Annotated in this window: 20 protein-coding genes; 16 read left to right on the forward strand and 4 right to left on the reverse strand. The window is 68.7% G+C overall.

The window, feature by feature from the left end:
* Nucleotides 1–37 precede the first annotated feature (37 nt).
* The 3 genes from lpdA to VHA82_RS04415 all read left to right on the forward strand — a co-directional run bounded on the left by lpdA (nt 38) and on the right by VHA82_RS04415 (nt 3,296).
* Nucleotides 38–1,459: a dihydrolipoyl dehydrogenase gene (lpdA, locus tag VHA82_RS04405; protein WP_325540657.1), complete on the forward strand. Its 1,422-nt coding sequence runs from the start codon at nt 38–40 to the stop codon at nt 1,457–1,459.
* A gap of 113 nt (nt 1,460–1,572) precedes the next feature.
* Nucleotides 1,573–2,670 carry a cell division protein ZapE gene (gene zapE, locus VHA82_RS04410; RefSeq protein WP_325540659.1) on the forward strand — a complete coding sequence of 366 codons (1,098 nt, stop codon included), beginning with the start codon at nt 1,573–1,575 and terminating at the stop codon, nt 2,668–2,670.
* Complete coding sequence (locus VHA82_RS04415) at nt 2,667–3,296, forward strand: hypothetical protein (protein WP_325540661.1); 630 nt, start codon at nt 2,667–2,669, stop codon at nt 3,294–3,296. Before zapE ends, VHA82_RS04415 begins: the two co-directional genes overlap by 4 nt.
* A 6-nt stretch (nt 3,297–3,302) precedes the next feature.
* Here VHA82_RS04415 and VHA82_RS04420 read toward each other — a convergent pair whose 3' ends face one another.
* Genes VHA82_RS04420 through VHA82_RS04430 form a run of 3 tightly spaced genes read right to left on the reverse strand, consistent with a single transcriptional unit; the run spans nt 3,303 to nt 6,374 of the window.
* A complete protein-coding gene (locus VHA82_RS04420; RefSeq protein ID WP_325540663.1) occupies nt 3,303–4,277 on the reverse strand; it encodes an NAD-dependent epimerase/dehydratase family protein in 975 nt (324 codons plus the stop codon).
* Nucleotides 4,274–5,599 (reverse strand): UDP-glucose/GDP-mannose dehydrogenase family protein, encoded by a 1,326-nt coding sequence (locus VHA82_RS04425; protein ID WP_325540665.1) that lies wholly within the window; start codon nt 5,597–5,599, stop codon nt 4,274–4,276. The genes VHA82_RS04420 and VHA82_RS04425 overlap by 4 nt, the downstream gene beginning before the upstream one ends.
* Before the next feature lie 10 nt (nt 5,600–5,609).
* Nucleotides 5,610–6,374 (reverse strand): PP2C family protein-serine/threonine phosphatase, encoded by a 765-nt coding sequence (locus tag VHA82_RS04430; protein WP_325540667.1) that lies wholly within the window; start codon nt 6,372–6,374, stop codon nt 5,610–5,612.
* A gap of 102 nt (nt 6,375–6,476) precedes the next feature.
* Between VHA82_RS04430 and VHA82_RS04435 the strand changes: the two genes are divergently transcribed.
* Both VHA82_RS04435 and VHA82_RS04440 read left to right on the forward strand, forming a co-directional pair.
* Nucleotides 6,477–6,680, forward strand: a complete 204-nt coding sequence (locus tag VHA82_RS04435; protein WP_325541057.1) for a YdcH family protein — start codon at nt 6,477–6,479, stop codon at nt 6,678–6,680.
* Complete coding sequence (locus VHA82_RS04440) at nt 6,680–8,692, forward strand: ATP-dependent DNA helicase (protein WP_325540669.1); 2,013 nt, start codon at nt 6,680–6,682, stop codon at nt 8,690–8,692. The genes VHA82_RS04435 and VHA82_RS04440 overlap by 1 nt, the downstream gene beginning before the upstream one ends.
* Here the strand turns inward: VHA82_RS04440 and VHA82_RS04445 are convergent.
* Entirely contained in the window at nt 8,655–9,458 is an 804-nt protein-coding gene (locus VHA82_RS04445; RefSeq protein ID WP_414708621.1) for an outer membrane protein assembly factor BamD, read from the reverse strand. The two genes, VHA82_RS04440 and VHA82_RS04445, sit on opposite strands and share 38 nt — an antisense overlap.
* 14 nt (nt 9,459–9,472) lie before the next feature.
* Here VHA82_RS04445 and VHA82_RS04450 point away from each other — a divergent pair, with 14 nt between their 5' ends.
* The 11 genes from VHA82_RS04450 to bamB all read left to right on the forward strand — a co-directional run bounded on the left by VHA82_RS04450 (nt 9,473) and on the right by bamB (nt 20,805).
* Entirely contained in the window at nt 9,473–10,501 is a 1,029-nt protein-coding gene (locus tag VHA82_RS04450) for an RluA family pseudouridine synthase (RefSeq protein WP_414708622.1), read from the forward strand.
* Nucleotides 10,502–10,634: 133 nt separating this feature from the next.
* Nucleotides 10,635–11,312, forward strand: coding sequence for an SMC-Scp complex subunit ScpB (gene scpB, locus VHA82_RS04455; RefSeq protein ID WP_414708623.1), 678 nt, complete (start codon nt 10,635–10,637; stop codon nt 11,310–11,312).
* A complete protein-coding gene (locus VHA82_RS04460; protein WP_325540673.1) occupies nt 11,309–12,781 on the forward strand; it encodes a pseudouridine synthase in 1,473 nt (490 codons plus the stop codon). Before scpB ends, VHA82_RS04460 begins: the two co-directional genes overlap by 4 nt.
* A gap of 136 nt (nt 12,782–12,917) precedes the next feature.
* On the forward strand, nt 12,918–13,343 hold the full coding sequence (ndk, locus tag VHA82_RS04465) for a nucleoside-diphosphate kinase (protein WP_325541061.1): 426 nt from the start codon (nt 12,918–12,920) through the stop codon (nt 13,341–13,343).
* A gap of 10 nt (nt 13,344–13,353) precedes the next feature.
* On the forward strand, nt 13,354–14,493 hold the full coding sequence (gene rlmN / locus VHA82_RS04470; RefSeq protein ID WP_325540676.1) for a 23S rRNA (adenine(2503)-C(2))-methyltransferase RlmN: 1,140 nt from the start codon (nt 13,354–13,356) through the stop codon (nt 14,491–14,493).
* On the forward strand, nt 14,490–15,329 hold the full coding sequence (pilW, locus tag VHA82_RS04475) for a type IV pilus biogenesis/stability protein PilW (RefSeq protein WP_325540678.1): 840 nt from the start codon (nt 14,490–14,492) through the stop codon (nt 15,327–15,329). Before rlmN ends, pilW begins: the two co-directional genes overlap by 4 nt.
* On the forward strand, nt 15,322–16,320 hold the full coding sequence (locus VHA82_RS04480) for a helix-turn-helix domain-containing protein (RefSeq protein ID WP_325540680.1): 999 nt from the start codon (nt 15,322–15,324) through the stop codon (nt 16,318–16,320). Before pilW ends, VHA82_RS04480 begins: the two co-directional genes overlap by 8 nt.
* Before the next feature lie 8 nt (nt 16,321–16,328).
* Nucleotides 16,329–17,594, forward strand: coding sequence for a flavodoxin-dependent (E)-4-hydroxy-3-methylbut-2-enyl-diphosphate synthase (gene ispG / locus VHA82_RS04485; RefSeq protein WP_325540682.1), 1,266 nt, complete (start codon nt 16,329–16,331; stop codon nt 17,592–17,594).
* A gap of 14 nt (nt 17,595–17,608) precedes the next feature.
* A complete protein-coding gene (hisS, locus tag VHA82_RS04490) occupies nt 17,609–18,916 on the forward strand; it encodes a histidine--tRNA ligase (RefSeq protein ID WP_325540684.1) in 1,308 nt (435 codons plus the stop codon).
* A gap of 48 nt (nt 18,917–18,964) precedes the next feature.
* Nucleotides 18,965–19,645, forward strand: coding sequence for a tetratricopeptide repeat protein (locus tag VHA82_RS04495; RefSeq protein WP_325540686.1), 681 nt, complete (start codon nt 18,965–18,967; stop codon nt 19,643–19,645).
* Complete coding sequence (bamB, locus tag VHA82_RS04500; RefSeq protein ID WP_325540688.1) at nt 19,642–20,805, forward strand: outer membrane protein assembly factor BamB; 1,164 nt, start codon at nt 19,642–19,644, stop codon at nt 20,803–20,805. The genes VHA82_RS04495 and bamB overlap by 4 nt, the downstream gene beginning before the upstream one ends.
* Nucleotides 20,806–20,809 lie beyond the last annotated feature (4 nt).

Consider the following 20,809-nt stretch of genomic DNA (forward strand, 5'->3'; position numbering starts at 1 on the left):
CAGCTGAAGACAGGTTGATCAGATCGGGCATCCAGGAATGACAAGCAAACAATTCGACGTCGTCGTGATCGGCGGCGGCCCCGGCGGCTACATCGCCGCCATCCGCGCGGCGCAGCTGGGATTCAACGCCGCCTGCATCGACGAATGGAAAACGAAGGACGGCAAGCCCGCCCTCGGCGGCACGTGCACCAACGTCGGCTGCATTCCCTCGAAGGCGCTGCTGCAGTCGTCGGAGAATTTCGAACACGCGGGCAAGCACTTCGCGGACCACGGCATCAAGTTCAGCGGCATGACGCTGGACGTCGCCACGATGCTCGGACGCAAGGACGCCGTCGTGAAGCAGAACAACGACGGCATCCAGTATCTCTTCAAGAAGAACAAGGTGACGTTCTTCCACGGCCGCGGCTCGTTCGTGAAGGCAAGTGCCGACGGCTGGGAGCTGAAGGCGGGCGAGGAGACCGTGACCGCGAAGCACGTGATCGTCGCGACGGGCTCCAGCCCGCGCGCGCTGCCGGGCGCGCCGTTCGACGAGGAGAACATCCTCTCCAACGACGGCGCGCTGCGCATTCCGGGCGTGCCGAAGCGCCTGGGCCTGATCGGCTCGGGCGTGATCGGCCTGGAGATGGGCTCGGTCTGGCGCCGGCTCGGCTCGCAAGTCACCGTGCTCGAAGCGCTTCCGGCGTTCCTGGGCGCGGTGGACGAGCAGATCGCGAAGGAAGCGAAGAAGGCGTTCGACAAGCAGGGCCTGAAGATCGAACTCGGCGTGAAGGTGGGCGAGGTGAAGACCTCGGCCAAGGGCGTGAGCGTCGCGTGGACCAGCGCGAAGGGCGAAGCGCAGACGCTCGAAGTCGACAAGCTGATCGTCTCCATTGGCCGCGTGCCCAACACGATCGGGCTGAATGCCGAGGCCGTGGGCCTGAAGCTCGACGAGCGCGGGGCCGTCGTCGTGGACGACGAGTGCCGCACGAACCTCGCCAACGTGTGGGCGATCGGCGACGTGGTGCGCGGCCCGATGCTCGCGCACAAGGCGGAGGAAGAGGGCGTGGCAGTGGCCGAGCGTATCGCGGGGCAGCACGGCCACGTCAACTTCAACACGATTCCGTGGGTGATCTACACGAGCCCGGAAATCGCGTGGGTCGGCCAGACCGAGCAGCAGCTGAAGGCCGCGGGCATCGCCTACAAGGCCGGCACGTTTCCCTTCATGGCGAACGGGCGCGCGCGTGCGCTCGGCGACACGACGGGCATGGTGAAATTCCTCGCCGACGCGAAGACCGACGAGATCCTCGGCGTGCACATCGTGGGCCCGATGGCAAGCGAGCTGATCTCCGAAGCGGTGGTCGCGATGGAGTTCCGCGCCTCGTCGGAAGACATCGCGCGGATTTGCCACGCGCATCCGTCGCTGTCGGAGGCCACGAAGGAAGCGGCATTGGCCGTCGACAAACGCACGCTGAATTTCTGACGGCCTTCGCACGCAGAGATCGCAAAGTATCCGCAGAGGGCGCAGAGAATCTTCCCGATGCATTCCTCCGCGTCCTCTGCGCAACCTCTGCGTCCTCCGCGTCCAGAACCCGAATGAGTGTCAAGGCAGTATACGAGGCCGAACTCGCCGCAAGGGGTTACGAGAGCGACCCCGCGCAGTTGCGAGCTGTCGACGCCCTCGACCGCTGCGCGCACGACTGGGCCGAGTTCAGCGAGCAGCGGTCCAACCTCTTCAAGAAGCTGATCCACCGCCCCGAGATCCCGCGCGGCGTCTACATGTACGGCGGGGTGGGGCGGGGCAAGAGCTTCCTCATGGACTGCTTCTTCCAGGCCGTGCAGGTCGCGCGCAAGACGCGGCTGCACTTCCACGAATTCATGCGCGAGGTGCACCGCGAACTCGCGGAGCTGCAAGGCACCGTCAATCCGCTCGACGAGCTGGGCGTGCGCATCGCGCGGCGCCACCGGCTCATCTGCTTCGACGAATTCCACGTGGCCGACATCACCGACGCCATGATCCTGCACCGGCTGCTCGATGCCCTCTTCAGCAACGGCGTGGGCTTCGTCACCACGTCCAACTTCAAGCCGGACGACCTCTACCCCAACGGCCTGCATCGCGACCGCATCCTGCCGGCCATCGCGCTCCTGAACGAGAAGCTGGAAGTCATCGACGTGGACAATGGCACAGACTACCGGCGCCGCACGATGGAGCAGGTGAAGCTCTACCACGCACCGCTCGGGCCCGAGGCCGACGCGGCGATGGACGCGGCCTTCACACGCCTGGCGGAAATGCGCGACGAAAGCCCGGTGCTGCACATCGAGCATCGTGAAATCCGCGCGCGCCGGCGCGCGGGCGGCGTGGTGTGGTTCGATTTCAGGACGCTTTGCGGCGGCCCGCGCTCGCAGAACGACTATCTGGAGATCGCGACGCAGTTCCACACGCTGCTGCTGAGCGACGTGCCGCGGATGTCGGCGCGATTCGCGTCGGAGGCGCGGCGCTTCACCTGGCTCGTGGATGTGCTGTACGACCGCCGCGTCAAGCTGATTCTGTCGGCGCAGGTCGAGCCCGAAGCGTTGTATACCGAAGGACCGCTCGCCCACGAGTTCCCGCGCACGGTGTCGCGGCTGCACGAGATGCAGTCGGCCGAATTCCTCGCGCTGGAGCACCGGGCCGTCGACACGCGCCTCACATGAAGAAGATCGCCATCGCTTGCTTCGCTTGCTTCGCTTGCTTCGGTGCGCTCGCCGCGGCCGCCCAGGGCATCGACGTGCCCGCGGAGCGCAACCGCATCGCGAGCGAACGCGAGGCCATCGAAGCCAGGCTGGCGGCCGAGGAAAAGGAGTGCCGCGCGAAATTCGCGGTGACGGATTGCGTGGCCGCCGCGCGCGCGCGCCATCGCGAGGCGATGGCCGAACTGCGCCGGCAGGAGATCACGCTGAATGACATGGAGAGAAAGCGCAAGGCCGCCGAGAAGCTGCGGGACCTGCAGGAACGCGAGACTTCCTCGCGCGAGCACGACGCGCTGCGCAAGCGCGACGAATCGCTGCAGCAGTTCCGCGAGCGTGAATCGCGCCAGACCGACAAGGCGGCCAGGAAGCAGCGCGAAGAAAGCGGCCACGCGGCGAAGCCGCCGGCGAGCGAACGCAAGGCCAAGGCGAAGGATGCCGCGGCGCAGGCGGCGAAGGCCGAAGAAAACCGCCGGGCTTTCGAAAAGCGGCAGCGCGAAGCGGCCGAGCACCGTGCGCGCGCGCAAAAGCGCGAGGCCGATCGCAAGAAACCACTGGCGGCGCCTCTGCCGAAGGCCGCGGCGTCGTCTTAGGGCGTATCAGACGTTGTAGTGCTGCCGATACCACGCCACGAAGCGCCCGAGCCCTTCGTCGAGCGCCGTCGCCGGATGAAACCCGGTGAGCGCGCGCATCGCGCTCATGTCCGCGAACGTGCTCTCCACGTCGCCCGGCTGCATCGGCAGCAGTTCGCGCTGGGCGGTGCGGCCGAGATGCTTTTCCAGCAGCGCGATGAAGGTGTCGAGCGGCTGCGGGCGGCTGTTGCCCAGGTTCAGCACGCGATGGGGTGACGCGCCTTCCGCGCCTTGCGGCGGCAGGGCGAGCACGCGCACGATGCCTTCGACGGCGTCGTCGATGTACGTGAAGTCGCGCTGCATGCGGCCTTCGTTGAACACCTTGATGGGCTGGCCCGCGAGGATCGCCTGCGTGAACAGGAAATACGCCATGTCCGGGCGCCCCCAAGGGCCGTACACGGTGAAGAAGCGCAGGCCCGTCGCCGGAATGCGATAGAGGTGGCTGTAGGCCTCGGCCATCAGCTCGTCGGCCCGCTTCGTCGCCGCGTAGAGGCTCGAAGGATGGTCCACGGCATCCGTTTCGCTGAACGGAACTTTCGTGTTGCGGCCGTAGACGCTGGAACTGCTCGCGTACACGAGATGCTTCACCGCCTGGCGTCTGCAGCCTTCCAGCACGCACAGCATGCCGCGAAGGTTGCTGTCGGCATACGCGAAGGGCGCGTCGAGCGAATAGCGCACGCCCGCTTGCGCGGCGAGGTGCACCACGGCTTCGAAGCCGCCTTCGGCGAAGAGCGCCTCCATCGCCTCGCGGTGAGCGATGTCCGCTCGCTCGAAGCGAAAGCGCGGCAGGCCCTGCAGCTGCTCGAGGCGCGAGTGCTTCAGCGCCGGATCGTAGTACGCGTTGAGGTCGTCGATGCCCGTGACTTCATGGCCGTCGGCCACAAGCCGGCGGCACGCGTGCATGCCGATGAACCCTGCGACGCCGGTGACGAGCAGCTTCACGGCCGGCCGATGCCGAAATAGCGGAACCCGAGTTGCCGCATCGTCGCGGGATCGAAGATGTTGCGGCCGTCGAAAACGAGCGGCCGCTTCAGCACGGACTTCAGCTGCGCGAAGTCGGGGCTGCGGAATTCCTTCCACTCCGTCACCACGACCAGCGCGTCGGCGCCCGTCGCGGCTTCCATCGCGGAATCTGCGAGCGTGAGGCGCGGCAGACCCGCCATCACGCGTTCGGCTTCCTTGCGGGCCACGGGATCGTAGGCGGAGATCGAAGCGCCTGCGTCGAGCAGGGTCCGCACGATGTCGCGGCTGGGGGCTTCGCGCATGTCGTCGGTGTTCGGCTTGAAGGCGAGCCCCCAGATCGCGATGCGCTTGCCGCGGATGTCGCCGCCGAATTCGCGCAGCACCTTGCGCGGCAGCACCTGCTTTTGCGCGGCGTTGGCGCGGTGGACGGCGTCGAGCACGCGCAGCTCGCCGTCTTCGTGACCGTGCGAGAGCCGCAGGAGCGCCTGCACGTCCTTCGGAAAGCACGAGCCGCCGTAGCCGCAGCCGGGATAGAGGAAGTCGAAGCCGATCCTCGGGTCCGAGCCGATCCCCTTGCGCACCATCTCGATGTCGGCGCCCAGGAGTTCGGCGAGGTTCGCCATCTCGTTCATGAAACTGATGCGCGTGGCGAGCATCGCGTTGGCCGCGTACTTGGTGAGCTCGGCGCTCTTCACGTCCATCACGACCATGCGTTCGTGATTGCGCTGAAAAGGCGCGTAGAGCTGGCGCAGCAGGCCGACCATGCGCTGCGTATCCGCGCCGACCACGATGCGGTCGGGCCGCATGAAGTCCTCCACCGCCGCGCCTTCCTTCAGGAATTCGGGGTTGGAGGCCACGTCGAAGTCGGCCTCGAGCCCGCGAGACTCAAGCACTTCGCGCAGCGCGGCCGCGACGCGGTCGCCCGTGCCCACGGGCACGGTGCTTTTCGTCACGACGGCCTTGTAGCCGTGCGCGTGCTCGGCGATCGAGCGTGCCGCCGCCAGCACGTAGCGCAGGTCGGCGGAGCCGTCCTCATCCGGCGGCGTGCCCACGCAGATGAGCTGCAGTTCGGCGAAGGCGGTGGCTTCGGCCGTGTCGGTGGTGAAGTGCAGGCGGCCGCCCGCCGCGCAGCGTCCGACGATTTCAGGCAGGCCGGGCTCGTGGATCGGCACGATGCCGTCCTTCAGCGCGGCGATGCGTGCCGGGTCGACGTCGAGGCACATGACCTCGTTGCCGACGTCGGCGAGGCAGGCTCCGGTGACGAGACCGACGTAGCCGGTCCCGATGACTGTGACTTTCATGAATCCGCTTTCAGCTTTCGAGGGGTTCCAGCTTGACGACCAAGAGCGACAGATTGTCGCCGCCGCCTCGCGCGCGCGAACGGGCCTTCTCGATGAGGAACTCGGTCGCCTCGCGCGCCGAAAGCGACGAGAGCACGGAGCCGAGCTCGTTGGGGCTGAAGTAGTGCCACACGCCGTCGCTGCAGGCGAGCAGGATGTCGCCGGGCTTCAGCTGCTCGATCGTGTGCAGGTCCGCGGGCGGGTCCTCCTCGGCGCCCAGGCATCCCATCAGGATGTTCGACTGCGGGTGGACGTTGGCTTCTTCCTCGGTGAGCTCGCCGCGGTCCACGAGCGTCTGCACGTAGGAGTGATCCATCGTGCGCTTCACGAGCCGGTTGCCGTGGTAGTGGTAGATGCGCGAGTCGCCCGCGTGCACCCAGTGGCATTCGCCGTCGGGATTGATGAGGAACGCGGCGATCGTGCTGTGGGGCTCCTGCTCCGACGAAATCGCCGTGAGCTTGATGACGAGGTGCGCCTCCTGCACGATCTGCTTGAGCAGCGACGGCGCGTCGTCATGGTCGGGGGAATAGCGCTCGAAGAGCTGCTTGCAGGTGAGCATCACCTGGTCGGAGGCCTTGCGCCCGCCGCTGCGGCCGCCCATGCCGTCGGCGATCACGCCGAACACGCAGCCGCTCACGCGCGGGTGCGACAGGAGCGCGAGCTGGTCCTGCTGGTACTCGCGGTCTCCCTTGTGGATGCCCGTGGAAGCGGTGAGTCGATAGCCTTTGGATGCCATGCTGCGTGTGGAATGCGTCGCCGGACGCTGCGCTCGATTATTACCTTCGAAAGACGTATTATCGAATGTACCCGACCGGGTGCCGCGCCCGCACGACATTCCTTGGAATCCAACCTGCATTCTCCCGAGAGGCGCCTGATCGAGCTCAGGATGGAGCATGCCGACCTCGATGCCCTGATCGACCGGGCATCCGAACAAAGCCCGATGGACGAACTGATGATGCGACGGCTGAAAAAGCGCCGGCTCGCCCTGCGCGACGAGATCTCGCGGCTGGAACTGATCCTCGACCCCAAAGAGCCCGCGTGATGGGCCTGCAAGCTCTGGCCCTCGAGGCCTTCGCGCCCGGGGGCGCGCTCGAGCGGGCGGCCGAACATTTCCGTCCGCGCTCGGGGCAGACCGAGATGGCGCTGGCCGTCGCGCGCACCATCGAGTCGGGCGGCGCGCTCGTCGTGGAAGCCGGAACGGGCGTCGGCAAGACCTTTTCGTACCTCGTTCCGGCGCTGCTCTGCGGCGAGAAGGTGCTGCTTTCCACCGCCACCAAGACCCTGCAGGACCAGCTTTACGGCCGCGATCTCCCGCGACTCGCGCAGGCGCTCGGGCTGCCCGTGCGCACGGCACTGCTGAAAGGACGCGGCAGCTACCTGTGCCTGCATCGCATGGAGCAGGCCCGGCACGACGCCGGGCTCGACCGGTTCGGGGAGCGCGCGCTCGCCAAGGTGGAGGAGTGGGCGAAGGCCACCCGCACGGGCGACCTCGCGGAGATGCCCGGGCTCGACGAACGCTCGAGCGTGATTCCGCTCGTCACGTCCACGCGGGAGAACTGCCTCGGCTCGCAGTGTCCGAAGTTCCGCTCCTGCCACGTGAACATCGCCCGCCGCGACGCGCTCGCCGCGGACGTCGTCGTCGTGAATCACCATCTCTTCTTCGCCGACCTCGCGGTGCGCGAATCGGGCATGGCGGAGCTTTTGCCCACCGTGCGGGTGGCGATCTTCGACGAGGCGCACCAGCTCAACGAGACGGGCGTGCAGTTTCTCGGGCGGCAGCTCGGCACGGGGCAGCTCATCGATTTCGCGCGCGACATGCTGGCCGCGGGCCTGCAGCATGCGCGGGGGCTCGTGGACTGGCAGCATCTCGCGGGCGCCGTCGAGCGAGCGACGCGCGACCTGCGCCTCGCGGTCGGGCGGCAGGGCAACGGCACGCGCCTGCGCTGGCTCGGGCGCGCGCCGGACGAAGTGCGCGAGGACGCATGGGAAGGCGCGCTCGGCGAGCTCGCGCGCACGCTGGAAGAAGCGCGCGCCGGGCTCGACACGGTAAGCGAGCTCTCGCCGGAGTTCGTCCGCCTGCACGAACGCGCCGCGGCGCTCGCCGAACGCTGCGATCAGTTCCAGCGGCGCGCGGCCGAGGGTTCGGTGCGGTGGCTCGACGTCGGCACGCAGCTGCGGCTCGTGGAGTCGCCGCTCGACATCGCGGAAGCGGTGCAAGGCAAGATGCTCGGCGCGAAGAACGATGCCGAGCCGTCGCGACGGTCCTGGATATTCACGTCGGCCACGCTCGGCGACGACGAGCGCCTATCGTGGTTCACCGAACCCTGCGGCCTGGGCGACGCCGAAGTGAGGCGCGTCGCAAGCCCCTTCGACTATCCGTCGCAGGCGGGCGTCTACGTGCCGCGCGAGATGCCCCGGCCGAGCGAGGCGGGCCACAGCGAGGCCGTGGCCGCGCTCGCGGCCGAGAGCGCCGAACGGCTGGGCGGACGCACGATGGTGCTCACGACGACGCTCAGGGCGCTGCGCACCATCGGCGAAGCGCTGCAGCGCCGCTACGAAGGGTCTCCCGCGCTCGAGGTGCTGGTGCAGGGTCAGTGGCCCAAGCGCCGGCTCATCGAACGCTTCCGCGAAGGCGCCACCCACGGCGCGCCCGGTTGCCTGCTCGTGGCGTCCGCGTCGTTCTGGGAAGGCGTGGACGTCCCCGGCGACGAACTGCAGCTCGTCATCATCGACAAGCTCCCGTTTCCGCCGCCGAACGATCCGCTCGTGGAAGCGCGCACCGAGCGGCTGCAGTCGCAGGGCCGCAATCCCTTCAACGAGTATTTCGTGGCCGAAGCGGCCGTCGCGCTGAAGCAGGGGGCGGGGCGCCTCATCCGGCGCGAAACCGACAAGGGCGTGCTGGCGGTGTGCGACACGCGGCTCGCGACGATGTCGTACGGACGCCGCCTCATGGCGGCTTTGCCGCCGATGCGGCGGCTCGAAACGCGCGAGGCTTACCTTGAAGCGCTTGCCGCGCTCACCAGAACTTCCACCACGGCGCCTGCGTGGACTTGACGCCCTTGGTGAGGTAGTCGCTCTTCGGGTAGCTCTGCTCCATCACGCGGCGCGTGTCGTCGCGCAGGCGCGTCATCCCGAGCGCATCGTAGGACTTCATCATGATGAAGAGCGCCTCTTCCAGCGCGGGCACTTCGCGGTAGTCCGTGAGCGCTGCCTGGGCGCGGTTGATCGCGGCCACGTAAGCGCCCCGGGCGTAGTAGTAGCGCGCGACGTGCACCTCGTACGCGGCGAGCGAGTTGACGATGTACGTCATGCGCAGGCGCGCGTCGGGCGTGTACTTCGAGTCGGGAAAGCGCGTCACGAGTTCCTTGAAGGACTCGAACGCTTCCTTGGACGCCATCTGGTCGCGCTCGGACAGGTCCTGGCGGGCGATGAAGCCGAAGATCCCGAGGTTGTCGTTGAAGTTCACGACGCCCTTCAGATAGAGGGCGTAGTCGTACGCGGGGCTGGCCGGGTGCAGCTTCATGAAGCGGTCGAGCGTCGCGAGCGCCGCGGCCTGGTCGTTCGACTTCCACTGCGCATACGCGCGTTCGAGCTGAGCTTGCTGCGCAAGCGGCGTGCCCGCGGCGCGGCCCTCGAGCTTCTCGAAAAGCGGAATCGCCTTGTCGTAGCTGCCGGAGCTCAGTTCGTCCTTCGCCTCGGCGTAGATCTTGTTCGGGCTCCACTGCGCCGTCTTGTCGTCGTCCGTGCTCGCGCAGCCGGCGGAAAAGACGCAAGCCAGCGCACCCGACAGGGCGACCATCGATAATCCGCCTCGAAACATCACGCGCAACTCTCTTGAAACAGGGCCGGGCCATTATAGGAGCCGACGACCGACAAGCGGCCGACGCCGAAGCGGATATCGCTGTCGAAGCCTGGGCCGACTCGGAAGTCCGCGCATTCACGATCGCCGCGTCCCAGCACGGCGAGCGGCTCGACCGGGCGCTCGCCGCGCTCGTGCCCGAATTCTCCCGCAGCTATCTGCGGCAGCTCATCGACGGCGGCGCAGTCACGCTGGGCGAGAAGGCCGCCGGCCGGGCCTCGCAGAAAGTGCGCGCGGGCGATTCGCTCGCCGTCGTGCTGCGGCCCACGCCGCAGAGCCAGGCCTTTCGCCCGGAAGCGATCGCGCTGGCGGTCGTCCACGAAGACAGGCATCTGCTCGTCATCGACAAGCCCGCGGGGCTCGTCGTGCATCCGGCGCCCGGCAACTGGAGCGGCACGCTGCTGAACGCGCTCCTGGCTCGCGACGCGCGGTTCGCGGCGCTGCCTCGCGCGGGCATCGTGCACCGGCTCGACAAGGACACGAGCGGCCTCATGGTCGTCGCGCGTTCGCGAGAGGCGATGGATCGTCTGGTCGCGATGATCGGCGCGCGCAAGGTGGCGAGGCAGTACATCGCGCTCGCGCATCGCGCCTGGGAAGGCCCCGCGCAGCGTCTCGTGGACGCACCCATCGGCCGCGATCCGCGCAATCGCCTGCGCATGGCGGTGGTCGACACCGCGCGCCATCCGGGCAAGCCCGCATCCACGTCGATCGAGCTGCTTGCCAACGGCGAATCCGGCTGCTGCGTGCGCGCCACGCTGCAAACCGGCCGAACGCATCAGATCCGCGTGCACATGGCGCACATCGGGCATCCGCTGGTGGCGGATGCGCTCTATGGAGGCGCGCCTGCCGCGGGGCTCACGCGCCAGGCGCTGCACGCGTATCGGCTCGCCTTCGAGCACCCCGTGACGGCCGAGCCGCTCGCGTTCCATTCCGCGTTGCCCGCCGACCTGCGGGAGGCCTTGCATTCCTGGGGCCTGCGATACAATGAACCGGACGGCTCCTGAACACGGCAACGGTGGATGAGCCCGTCCCCTTGGCGGCCGCCGCGAGCGGCGCGTGCCGCCGGTAGACCTTGCCCCCTTTGGCCTTGAAAAGATGAGCGCCTGAAGGCGCCTTCGACGGATCACCGACAAAGACATGAATACGGCGGATGCCAGGCGCGTCCTCGAAACCGCGTTGATCTGCACGCAGCAGCCGCTTTCGCTGCGCGAGCTGCGCACGCTCTTCAACGACGAGCTCGCCGCGGACAGCGTGAAGGCGCTGCTGGAAGAACTGCGCGACGAGTGGACGCAGCGCGGCGTGGAGCTCGTCTGCGTGGCGAGCGGCTGGCGCTTCCAGAGCCGGCCCGAGATGCGTGAATTCCTCGACCGGCTGCATCCCGAGAAGCCGCCCAAATACAGCCGCGCCACGCTCGAGACGCTCGCGATCATCGCCTACCGCCAGCCGGTCACGCGCGGCGACATGGAAGAAATCCGCGGCGTCACGATCAACACGCAGATCCTGAAGCAGCTCGAAGACCGCGGCTGGGTCGAAGTCATCGGCCACCGCGAGGCCGCGGGCCGCCCGGCCCTGTATGCGACCACGCGGCAGTTCCTGGACGATCTCGGCCTGCACTCGCTGGACCAGCTGCCCGAGCTGCCGGCTCCCGGACAGCACGCGGGCATTGTCGAGGCCCTCGGCAACGCCAGCGGGGAGCCGCTGCAGCCCGCGCTCGCGATCGAAGTGACGCCGGACGAAGCGGTTGCCGCCGCGCCCGCGCCCACGCAAGACGAACCCCACCCCGAGGCGCCCGACGCCGAACCGCTCAGAGCATGAACCCGATCCCTGCCGGCGACAGCGCCGTCCCCGCCGTCCCCGCCATCGATGCCGAAGAAGCCGCGGTCGCCGGCCGGGCCCATCCCGAGCCGCCGGAACGCGTCGCCGAAGCCGAAGCGCCCGAGGATCCGCTCGCCGCCGAAGAGGGCGCGCAGGAAGGCCGGGAAGGCGAGGAAGGCGAGGAAGGCGAGGAAGCATTGCAAGAGGCGCAGCCCGTGCAAGCGAAGGCGGCCGCGCAACCCGCCGACCGGTTCGCCGACGTCGTGTCCGGCCGCTTCGATGCCGAGGATGAGGGCGACGCCGCGCCGCCCAAGCGCGTGCTCACGCCGCAGCCCGAGACGCCCAAGCTGCACAAGGTGCTCGCGCAGGCGGGGCTCGGCTCGCGCCTGGAGATGGAACAGCTCATCATGGAAGGGCGCATCTCCGTCAACAACGAACCCGCGCACATCGGCCAGCGCATCCAGTTCGGCGACCAGATCAAGGTGAACGGCAAGCCGATCCGCGTGCGCATCGCACCGCCGCCCGCGCGCGTGATCGCCTATCACAAGCCCGTGGGCGAAGTCGTGACGCACGACGATCCGCAGAACCGGCCGACGGTGTTTCGCAAGCTGCCGAAACTGCCGCAGGGCAAGTGGCAGTCGGTGGGACGGCTCGATCTCAACACCGAAGGGCTGCTGCTCTTCACCAATTCGGGCGAACTCGCCAACAGGCTCATGCATCCGCGATTCGGGCTCGAGCGCGAATACGCGGTGCGCGTGCTCGGTGCGCTCGCGGCCGAGGAGAAGCAAAGGCTCCTCGAAGGCGTCGACCTCGAGGACGGCCGCGCGCAGTTCAGCTCGATCGACGATGGCGGCGGCGAAGGCTCGAACGTCTGGTACCGCGTGACGATCAGCGAAGGGCGCAATCGCGAGGTAAGGCGCCTTTTCGAAGCCACGGGCCACGCGGTGAGCCGGCTCATCCGCATCCGCTACGGCGCCATGGTGCTGCCGCGCGGGCTGAAGCGCGGCGCCTGGGTGGAGCTGGACGATCGCGACATCCGCGCGCTCACGCACGCGGCGGGCGGGCCCGGGGTGTCCCGCCATGAAGGCGAGGGCGAAGCCGAGCACGGGCCGGGTGGTCGCGGCAGGAGACGGCGCGGCGGCAACCGGGGTGACCGCAATGACGGCGGCCCGCGCCCGCAAGGCGGCGGGCAGCCCTCGCCGAAGGCCGCTGGCAACCAGAACCGCCGCAAGCAAGGTGGCGGCGGCGGCGGTGGTGGTGGCGCGGGCGCGGGCCAGCCCGATCCGATGAAGACCTCGTTCGGCTACATCGGCGCAGACAGTTTCACGCGGCATCGCCAGGGGCAAGGCGGCGGCCGTGGGGGTCGAGGCGGGGGTGCGGGTGGAGGCGGTGGTGGTGGAGGCGGCGGTGGTGGAGGCGGCGGTGGTGGAGGCGGCGGCGGACAGCGCCGCGGCGGGCGCGGCCGATGAGTCGCGCCTTCGGTGGCTCATCCGGGCGAGTCATTTCTCCTTACTGCTAAAATCACGGGCTTTGCCGAACTTTTCACCGGCGGTGAAACCCCAACAAAACACCGCCTCAACAGAACACCGCTCACGGAAGAACACGATGGCCCTCGAACGCACCCTTTCCATCATCAAGCCCGACGCCGTGGCCAAGAACGTCGTCGGCCAGATCCTTGCGCGCTTCGAAGCGGCCGGCCTGAAGATCGTTGCCGCCCGCATGGCCCACCTGTCGCGCCGCGAGGCCGAGCAGTTCTATGCCGTGCACCGGGAGCGTCCCTTCTTCAAGGACCTGGTCGAGTTCATGATCTCCGGCCCGGTCATGATCCAGGTGCTCGAAGGCGAAGGCGCGATCCAGAAGAACCGCGACCTGATGGGCGCGACCGATCCGAAGAAGGCCGCCGCCGGGAGCATCCGTGCCGATTTCGCCGAGAGCATCGACGCGAACGCGGTCCACGGCTCCGACGCGCCCGAGACCGCCGCCGTGGAAGTGAGCTTCTTCTTTCCCGGCATGAGCATCTATTCACGCTGACCCCCATGCGATGACGGCCAACCTGCTCGACTTCGATCTCGAGGGTCTGGCCGCATTCTGCGAGCAGCTGGGCGAGAAGCGCTTTCGCGCCGTCCAGCTCTTTCGCTGGATACACCAGCGCGGTGAATCCGACTTCGAGCGCGTGAGCGAGCTCGCGAAGTCGCTGCGCGAGAAGCTGAAATCCGCGGCGCGCGTGGAAGCGCCGCGCGTGCTCGAAAGGCACGACTCCGCCGACGGCACCATCAAGTGGCTCTTCGACGTGGGCGGCGGCAACGCGGTCGAATCCGTGTACATCCCCGAAGACGACCGCGCGACGCTCTGCATCTCCTCGCAGGCGGGCTGCGCGGTCGGCTGCCGCTTCTGCTCCACGGGGCACCAGGGCTTCTCGCGCAACCTCACCACGGGCGAGATCGTGGCGCAACTCTGGTACGCCGAGCACACGTTGCGCCGCGAGCTCGGCACGCAGGACCGCGTCATCTCCAACGTGGTGATGATGGGCATGGGCGAGCCGCTGCAGAACTACGGCGCGCTCGTGCCCGCGCTGCGCACGATGCTCGACGACCACGGCTACGGCCTCTCGCGCCGCCGCCTCACGGTTTCGACCTCCGGCGTGGTGCCCATGATCGACCGACTGCGCGCGGATTGCCCCGTGGCGCTGGCCGTGTCGCTGCACGCGCCCAGCGACGAACTGCGCGAGAAGCTCGTGCCGCTGAACCGCAAGCACCCGATCGGCGAGCTGCTGGATGCGTGCATGCGCTATCTCGAAGCCGCGCCGCGCGACTTCATCACGTTCGAGTACTGCATGCTCGACGGCGTGAACGACACGGCCGAACATGCGCGCGAGCTCGTCGCGCTCGTGCGCGCTCGCGGCATCCCGTGCAAGTTCAACCTGATCCCGTTCAATCCGTTTCCCGCATCGGGCCTGGTGCGCTCGCCGCAACAGCGCGTGCAGGCATTCGCGAAAATCCTGCTCGATGCTGGTATCGTCACCACTGTGCGCAAGACGCGCGGCGACGACATCGACGCCGCTTGCGGCCAGCTGGCCGGCGACGTGCGGGACCGCACGCGGGTCGACGAGCGCATCGCGCGCCAGCGCACCGTGATGCTGAAGCCGGTGCGCGGACACGTTGGAGACGGAAAGAGCGTATGACGAGCACTTGGGGACGGCAGCGATGGCGGCCATGGTTGCGGCGCGGCGTGGCGGTCCTCGCCGCAGGCGCCGCGCTCGCGGGCGCCTTCACGCTCTGCGGGTGCGCATCGCAGCAGCAGACGACGGCCAGCGCCGACGTGATGACGTCTTCGGACGAACCCGAAAGCCGCCGCCGCGCGCGCATCCGCCTCGAGCTCGCCACCGGCTACTTCCAGCAGGGCAAGACGGATGTCGCCCTCGACGAGGTGAAGCAGGCGCTCGCGGCCGACCCGAGCTACCCGGACGTCTACAACCTGCGCGGGCTCATCTTCATGCGCCTGAACGACATGCGCCAGGCCGAGGACAGCTTCAGGCGCGCGCTCGCCCTCAACTCGCGCGACCCGAACACGCTGCACAACCTGGGCTGGCTGCAGTGCCAGGAAAAGCGCTACGACGAGTCGATCCGCAGCTTCGACGCGGCGCTCGCGAATCCGCTGTACGCGGAGCGGGCGAAGACTCTGATGGCGCTCGGCGTGTGCCAGGCGCGCGGCGGCCGCAACGAGGAGGCCGAGCGCAGCCTCGCGCGGGCCTACGAGCTCGACGCGGGCAATCCCGTCACCGGCTACAACCTCGCGAACCTGCTTTTCAAGCGCGGCGACTTCAAGCGAGCCCAGTTCTACATCCGCCGCCTCAACAACAGCGAACTCGCCAACGCGGAGTCGCTCTGGCTCGGCATCAAGGTCGAGCGGCGCATGAACGACGAGCGCGCGATGCAGCAGCTCGGCGACGTGCTGCGCAGGCGCTTTCCGCAGTCGCACGAACGCGAGGCCTACGACCGGGGTGCCTTCGATGAATGACGCGGCCCAGGCCGCGGGGCCGGCCGAGGGCGACAGCGCCGGCGCGATGATGCGCCGCGCGCGCGAGGCGGCGGGGCTTCACATCGCGACGCTCGCGGTGTCGTTGAAAGTGCCGGTGCGCAAGCTCGAGGCGCTGGAGGAAGACCGCTACGACCAGTTGTCGGACGCCGTCTTCGTGCGGGCGCTGGCCTCCAGCGTGTGCCGCACGCTGAAGATCGATCCGCAGCCCGTGCTCGAACGGCTGCCGCAGGGCGCGAAGCCCCGGCTCGTGCAGACGGGAGACGGCATCAACGAGCCGTTCCGCGCGCCGGGCGACGGCCCGAGCCAGACCTGGACGGACCAGCTCTCGCGGCCCGTGGTGCTGGCCGTCGTGGCGCTGCTCGTCGGCTCGCTCGTGATCCTCTTTCTGCCGACGATGCGCCGCGACGATGCCCAGGCCGTGCGGACGGCGCAAGGGCCGAAGCCGTCTTCGGCGCAGACGGCACCGGTGCCGCCGCCCGAAGCCGCCGCGCCGTCGCTCGCGCCGGCGGCGGGCGCATCGGCTGCGACGCCCTTGCCCGCGCAGCCCGCGGCTGCGACACCTTCGAACGCGAGCCCTTCGCCCGCGCCTTCGACCGTGGCAGCCGCGCCTGCCGCAGCCATGCCGCCGGCCAACGGTGCAAGCGTTGCATCCGTGCCGATGCCCGTCCAGCCCGCATCGGCCGCGCCTTCTTCCTCCGCTTCTTCCTCCGCTTCGGCGCTGCAGGCCGCCGCCAGCGGCGTCGTCGTGTTCCGCGCCCATTCGCAGTCATGGGTCGAAGTGCGCGATGCGAACGGCACCACCGTCCTGCGCAGACTCATGGAAGCCGGCGAAACGGCCGGCGCGAGCGGCAGCCTGCCGCTGAAGGTGATCGTGGGCAGCGCGCCGGCCACCGATGTCCTCGTGCGCGGCAAGCCTTATGACACGACCCCGGTCACGCGCGACAATGTAGCCCGGTTCGAGGTGAATTGATGGACTCAATGGATTGCTTGCCGATCGACGCCGCGCTGCCGCAGCCGCGCCGCTCGCGCCAGGGCCGCGTGGCGTGGGGTTCGCGCGTGGTCACGGTCGGCGGCGACGCGCCGGTGCGCGTGCAGTCGATGACCAACACGGACACGGTCGATGCGATCGGCACCGCGATCCAGGTGAAGGAACTCGCCGTCGCGGGCTCCGAACTCGTGCGGATCACGGTCAACACACCCGAAGCCGCCCAGCAGGTGCCCTACATCCGCGAGCAGCTCGATCGCATGGGCATCGACGTGCCCCTCATCGGCGACTTCCACTACAACGGACACCGCCTCCTCACCGACTATCCGGCCTGCGCCGAGGCGCTGTCGAAGTACCGCATCAACCCGGGCAACGTCGGCAAGGGCGACAAGCGCGACCGGCAGTTCGCGCAGATGGTCGAGGCCGCGCTGCAGTGGGACAAGCCCGTTCGCATCGGCGTGAACTGGGGCAGCCTCGATCAGGAACTGCTCGCGCACCTCATGGACGAAAACGCGTTGCGCGCCGATCCGTGGGACGCGAAGCTCGTCATGTACGAGGCGCTCGTCACGTCCGCGATCGAATCGGGCCGCGAGGCCGTGGCACTGGGCATGCGGCCCGAGCAGGTGATCCTCTCGTGCAAGGTGAGCGGCGTGCAGGACCTCATCTCCGTCTATCGCGAGCTCGCGCGCCGCTGCGACCATCCGCTGCACCTCGGGCTCACCGAAGCCGGCATGGGCACGAAGGGCACGGTCGCGTCGTCGGTGGCGCTCGGCATCCTGCTGCAAGAAGGCATCGGCGACACGATCCGCGTGTCGCTCACGCCGCAGCCGGGCGAGTCGCGCACGCAGGAAGTGGTGATCGCCTCCGAAATACTGCAGGCGCTCGGCCTGCGCAGCTTCGTGCCGAGCGTGACGGCGTGTCCGGGCTGCGGCCGCACGACGAGCACGACATTCCAGGAACTCGCCAAGCAGATCGACGATCACCTGCGCGCCAACATGCCCGTGTGGCGCGCGAAGTACCCGGGCGTCGAGAAGATGAAGGTGGCCGTGATGGGCTGCATCGTGAACGGCCCCGGCGAGAGCAAGCACGCCGACATCGGCATCAGCCTGCCGGGCACGGGCGAGTCGCCGGCCGCGCCCGTCTTCATCGACGGCCAGAAGGCGCTCACCTTGCGCGGCGAGGGCATCGCCGCCGAATTCCACCGCATCGTCGAGAATTACATCGAAAAGCGCTTCGGGCACGCGAACGCGAACGCCTGAGGCGACGACATCCCATGGCCGAGAAACTGAGTGCCGTCAAAGGCATGAACGACATCCTGCCCGCGAGCGTGCCGCGCAAGGAGGTCCTGCCGCGCAACACCACCTGGGCGTGGTTCGACGACGTGGTGCGCCGCGTGATGGCCCGCTACGGCTACCAGTACATCGTGACGCCGGTCGTGGAGCCCACGCAGCTTTTCGTGCGGGGCCTGGGCGAGGTGACCGACATCGTCGAGAAGGAGATGTATTCCTTCGTCGACTCGATGAACGGCGACCGCCTCACGCTGCGCCCGGAGGCGACGGCGGGCATCGTGCGCGCGGTGGTCGAGCACAACGCGCTCTACAACGGGCCGCTGCGCATCTGGACGGCCGGGCCGATGTTTCGCCACGAGCGGCCGCAAAAGGGCCGCTACCGCCAGTTCCACCAGCTCGACGTGGAGGCGCTCGGCCTTGCCGGGCCGGACGTCGATGCCGAGCTGATCCTCGCGGGCCGCGCGCTCTGGCGCGAACTGGGCCTGATCGAGGGCGACCACTACCGGCTCGAGATCAACACGCTCGGCGACCCCGAGGAGCGCCGGGCGCACCGCGAAGCGCTCGTGCGCCACTTCGAGCGGCACGCCGACGCGCTCGACGCGGAGGCGAAGGCGCGGCTGCACACGAACCCGCTGCGCATCCTCGACACCAAGAACCCGGCGATGCAGCAGGCGGTGGAATCCGCGCCGAAGCTGATCGACTTCCTCGGAGAAGCTTCGCGCGCGCACTTCGATTCGCTTTGCCGCATGCTCGAGGCGGCGGGCCAACCCTACCGGGTGAACCCGCGGCTCGTGCGCGGCATGGACTACTACAACCGCACCGTGTTCGAGTGGATCACCGACCGCCTGGGCTCGCAGGGCACCATCTGCGGCGGCGGCCGCTACGACGGCCTCATCGAGCAGATGGGCGGCAAGAGCGCGCCTGCCATCGGCTTCGGGCTGGGCATCGAGCGGCTTTTGCTGCTGCTCGAAGCGCTCGGTCTGCAAGGGCCGGACGCCGCGCCCGATGCCTATGCCGTCTTCGCCGCGGACGACGCGCCCGTGCGCGCCCTGCCGGTGCTCGAAGCGCTGCGCGCCGCGGGGCTCGACGTGGTGGCCCACGCAGGCGGCGGAGCGCTCAAGAACCAGCTTAAGCGCGCCGATGCGAGCGGAGCGGCTTATGCGCTCATCTTCGGCGCCGACGAACTGGCGAGCGGCCAGGTGACGGTGAAGGCACTTCGCGACGGCACCGGCGCGCAATGGCCAAGGCCGATGGCCGACGTGGCGGCGTGGGCCGCCTCCCTGAAGTCCTGAATACAATCGCAGGCTCGACTCCCCCGGGCTCCCGGGGCAAGGTAACGCATGTCCTCCCGACACCTCGACCTCGAAGAACAGGAACAGCTTGACCAGCTCAAGCACTTCTGGAACCAGTACGGCGACTTCATCACCTGGGTGCTGATCGCCGTGTTCGCGGCCATCGCGGGCTGGAACGGCTGGCAGTACTGGCAGCGCACGCAGGCGGCGCAGGCTTCGGCGCTCTACGACGAGGTCGAGCGCGCGGCCGCCGCCGGGGACACGGCGCGCGTCGAGCGCGCCTTCAGCGACATCCGGGACAAGTTCGGCCGCACGGTCTTCGCGCAGCAAGCGGGCCTGGCCGCGGCGAAGGTGATGATGGACAAGGGCAAGCCCGACGCAGCGAGGGCCGATCTCGCCTGGGTCGCCGAGAAGTCGTCGGACGAAGGCTACCAGGCCGTGGCGAAGCTTCGGCTCGCGGGCGTGCTCGCCGATGCGAAACAGTACGACGAGGCTTTGAAGCAGCTCTCGGGCATGCCGAAATCCTTCGAGGCGCTCGCGGCCGACCGCCGCGGCGACATCTATTCGCTTCAGGGCAAGCCGGCCGAGGCGAGGAGCGAATACCTGAAGGCCTGGCAGGGCATGGACGAGCGAGCGGACTACCGCAACCTCGTCGAGGTGAAACTCAACGCGCTGGGCGTCGACCCGCGCGCCCAGAAGAACAACGAAGCCGCGCAGGCGAAGTCATGATTCGAATTCCGTTTCTTTCCCGCTCGATCCTCCTGGCCGCGGCGTTCGCGCTCGTGGCCGGCTGCTCGCAGCTGAAGTCGCTGCCGCTCATCGGCAAGCTCGCGGGCTCCGACCTGCCGAAGCCCGCGGAACTGCAGCCCAACCCCAATACGCTGCAGGTGCGCCAGGCGTGGACGGCGGCCATCGGCAAGGTGGACTTCCCGCTGTCCGTGCAGGTGGTGGGCGAAACCGCCTATCTCGCCAACGGTGCGGGCACGGTGATCGCGCTCGATGCCGCGAGCGGGCGCGAGCTCTGGCGTGCGAGCGCGGGCGCGCCCATCGCCGCGGGTGTCGGCAGCGACGGAACGCTCACCTCCGTCGTGACGCACGCCAACGAAGTCGTGACGTTCGCCGACGGCAAGGAACTCTGGCGCCAGCGGCTGCCGGCCCAAGGCTACACGCCGCCTTTCGTGGCGGGCGCGCGCGTCTTCGTGCTCGCGGCCGACCGGTCCGTGACGGCTTTCGACGGCCGCACCGGCGCGAAGCTCTGGTCCACGCAAAGGCCCGGCGAGCCGCTCGTGCTGCACCAGGCGGGCGTGATGCTCGCGGTGGGCGACACGCTCGTGGTGGGGCAAAGCGGCCGGCTCGCGGGCCTCAATCCCGCCAGCGGCAGCGCGCGCTGGGAAGCGGCGATCGCGAGCCCGCGGGGCATCAACGACGTCGAGCGGCTCGTGGACCTCGTGGGCCGGGTGAGCCGGGTCGGCAACGTGGTCTGCGCGCGTGCGTTCCAGACGGCCGTGGGCTGCGTCGAAGCGTCGAGAGGCACGCTGCTGTGGACGCAGAAGGCCGATGGCGCCGAAGGCATCCACGGCGACGCGACGAACGTGTTCGGGACCGAAAGCGACGGCAAGGTGATCTCCTGGAAGCGCGACAGCGGCCAGCGCGCCTGGGTCGTCGATGCGCTCCTGCATCGCGGCCTCACCGCGCCGCTCGTGCTCGGCCGCTCGGTCATCGTGGGCGACAGCTTCGGCTACGTGCACCTTCTCTCGAGGGAAAACGGGACGCTGCTGAATCGCCTCGCGACCGACGGCTCGGCGATCGCGGCCGCTCCCGTGGTCGCGGGCAACACGCTCGTCGTGGTCACGCGCAACGGCGGCGTGTACGGCTTCGTTCCCCAGTAGAGAA

Origin of the sequence: Ramlibacter sp. (assembly GCF_035548915.1) — a bacterium.
In the GTDB taxonomy this organism is placed as follows: domain Bacteria; phylum Pseudomonadota; class Gammaproteobacteria; order Burkholderiales; family Burkholderiaceae_C; genus Ramlibacter.

Bases quoted from the DNA above. Each gene is read 5' to 3' on its own strand.
- pilW (WP_325540678.1), top strand. From the start codon at position 14,490: ATGACGAGCACTTGGGGACGGCAGCGATGGCGGCCATGGTTGCGGCGC.
- ispG (WP_325540682.1), top strand. From the start codon at position 16,329: ATGGATTGCTTGCCGATCGACGCCGCGCTGCCGCAGCCGCGCCGCTCG.
- rlmN (WP_325540676.1), top strand. From the start codon at position 13,354: ATGACGGCCAACCTGCTCGACTTCGATCTCGAGGGTCTGGCCGCATTC.
- VHA82_RS04415 (WP_325540661.1), top strand. From the start codon at position 2,667: ATGAAGAAGATCGCCATCGCTTGCTTCGCTTGCTTCGCTTGCTTCGGT.
- hisS (WP_325540684.1), top strand. From the start codon at position 17,609: ATGGCCGAGAAACTGAGTGCCGTCAAAGGCATGAACGACATCCTGCCC.
- VHA82_RS04440 (WP_325540669.1), top strand. From the start codon at position 6,680: ATGGGCCTGCAAGCTCTGGCCCTCGAGGCCTTCGCGCCCGGGGGCGCG.
- bamB (WP_325540688.1), top strand. From the start codon at position 19,642: ATGATTCGAATTCCGTTTCTTTCCCGCTCGATCCTCCTGGCCGCGGCG.
- lpdA (WP_325540657.1), top strand. From the start codon at position 38: ATGACAAGCAAACAATTCGACGTCGTCGTGATCGGCGGCGGCCCCGGC.
- VHA82_RS04445 (WP_414708621.1), bottom strand. From the start codon at position 9,458: ATGTTTCGAGGCGGATTATCGATGGTCGCCCTGTCGGGTGCGCTGGCT.
- scpB (WP_414708623.1), top strand. From the start codon at position 10,635: ATGAATACGGCGGATGCCAGGCGCGTCCTCGAAACCGCGTTGATCTGC.
- VHA82_RS04460 (WP_325540673.1), top strand. From the start codon at position 11,309: ATGAACCCGATCCCTGCCGGCGACAGCGCCGTCCCCGCCGTCCCCGCC.
- ndk (WP_325541061.1), top strand. From the start codon at position 12,918: ATGGCCCTCGAACGCACCCTTTCCATCATCAAGCCCGACGCCGTGGCC.
- VHA82_RS04480 (WP_325540680.1), top strand. From the start codon at position 15,322: ATGAATGACGCGGCCCAGGCCGCGGGGCCGGCCGAGGGCGACAGCGCC.
- VHA82_RS04425 (WP_325540665.1), bottom strand. From the start codon at position 5,599: ATGAAAGTCACAGTCATCGGGACCGGCTACGTCGGTCTCGTCACCGGA.
- VHA82_RS04430 (WP_325540667.1), bottom strand. From the start codon at position 6,374: ATGGCATCCAAAGGCTATCGACTCACCGCTTCCACGGGCATCCACAAG.
- zapE (WP_325540659.1), top strand. From the start codon at position 1,573: ATGAGTGTCAAGGCAGTATACGAGGCCGAACTCGCCGCAAGGGGTTAC.
- VHA82_RS04495 (WP_325540686.1), top strand. From the start codon at position 18,965: ATGTCCTCCCGACACCTCGACCTCGAAGAACAGGAACAGCTTGACCAG.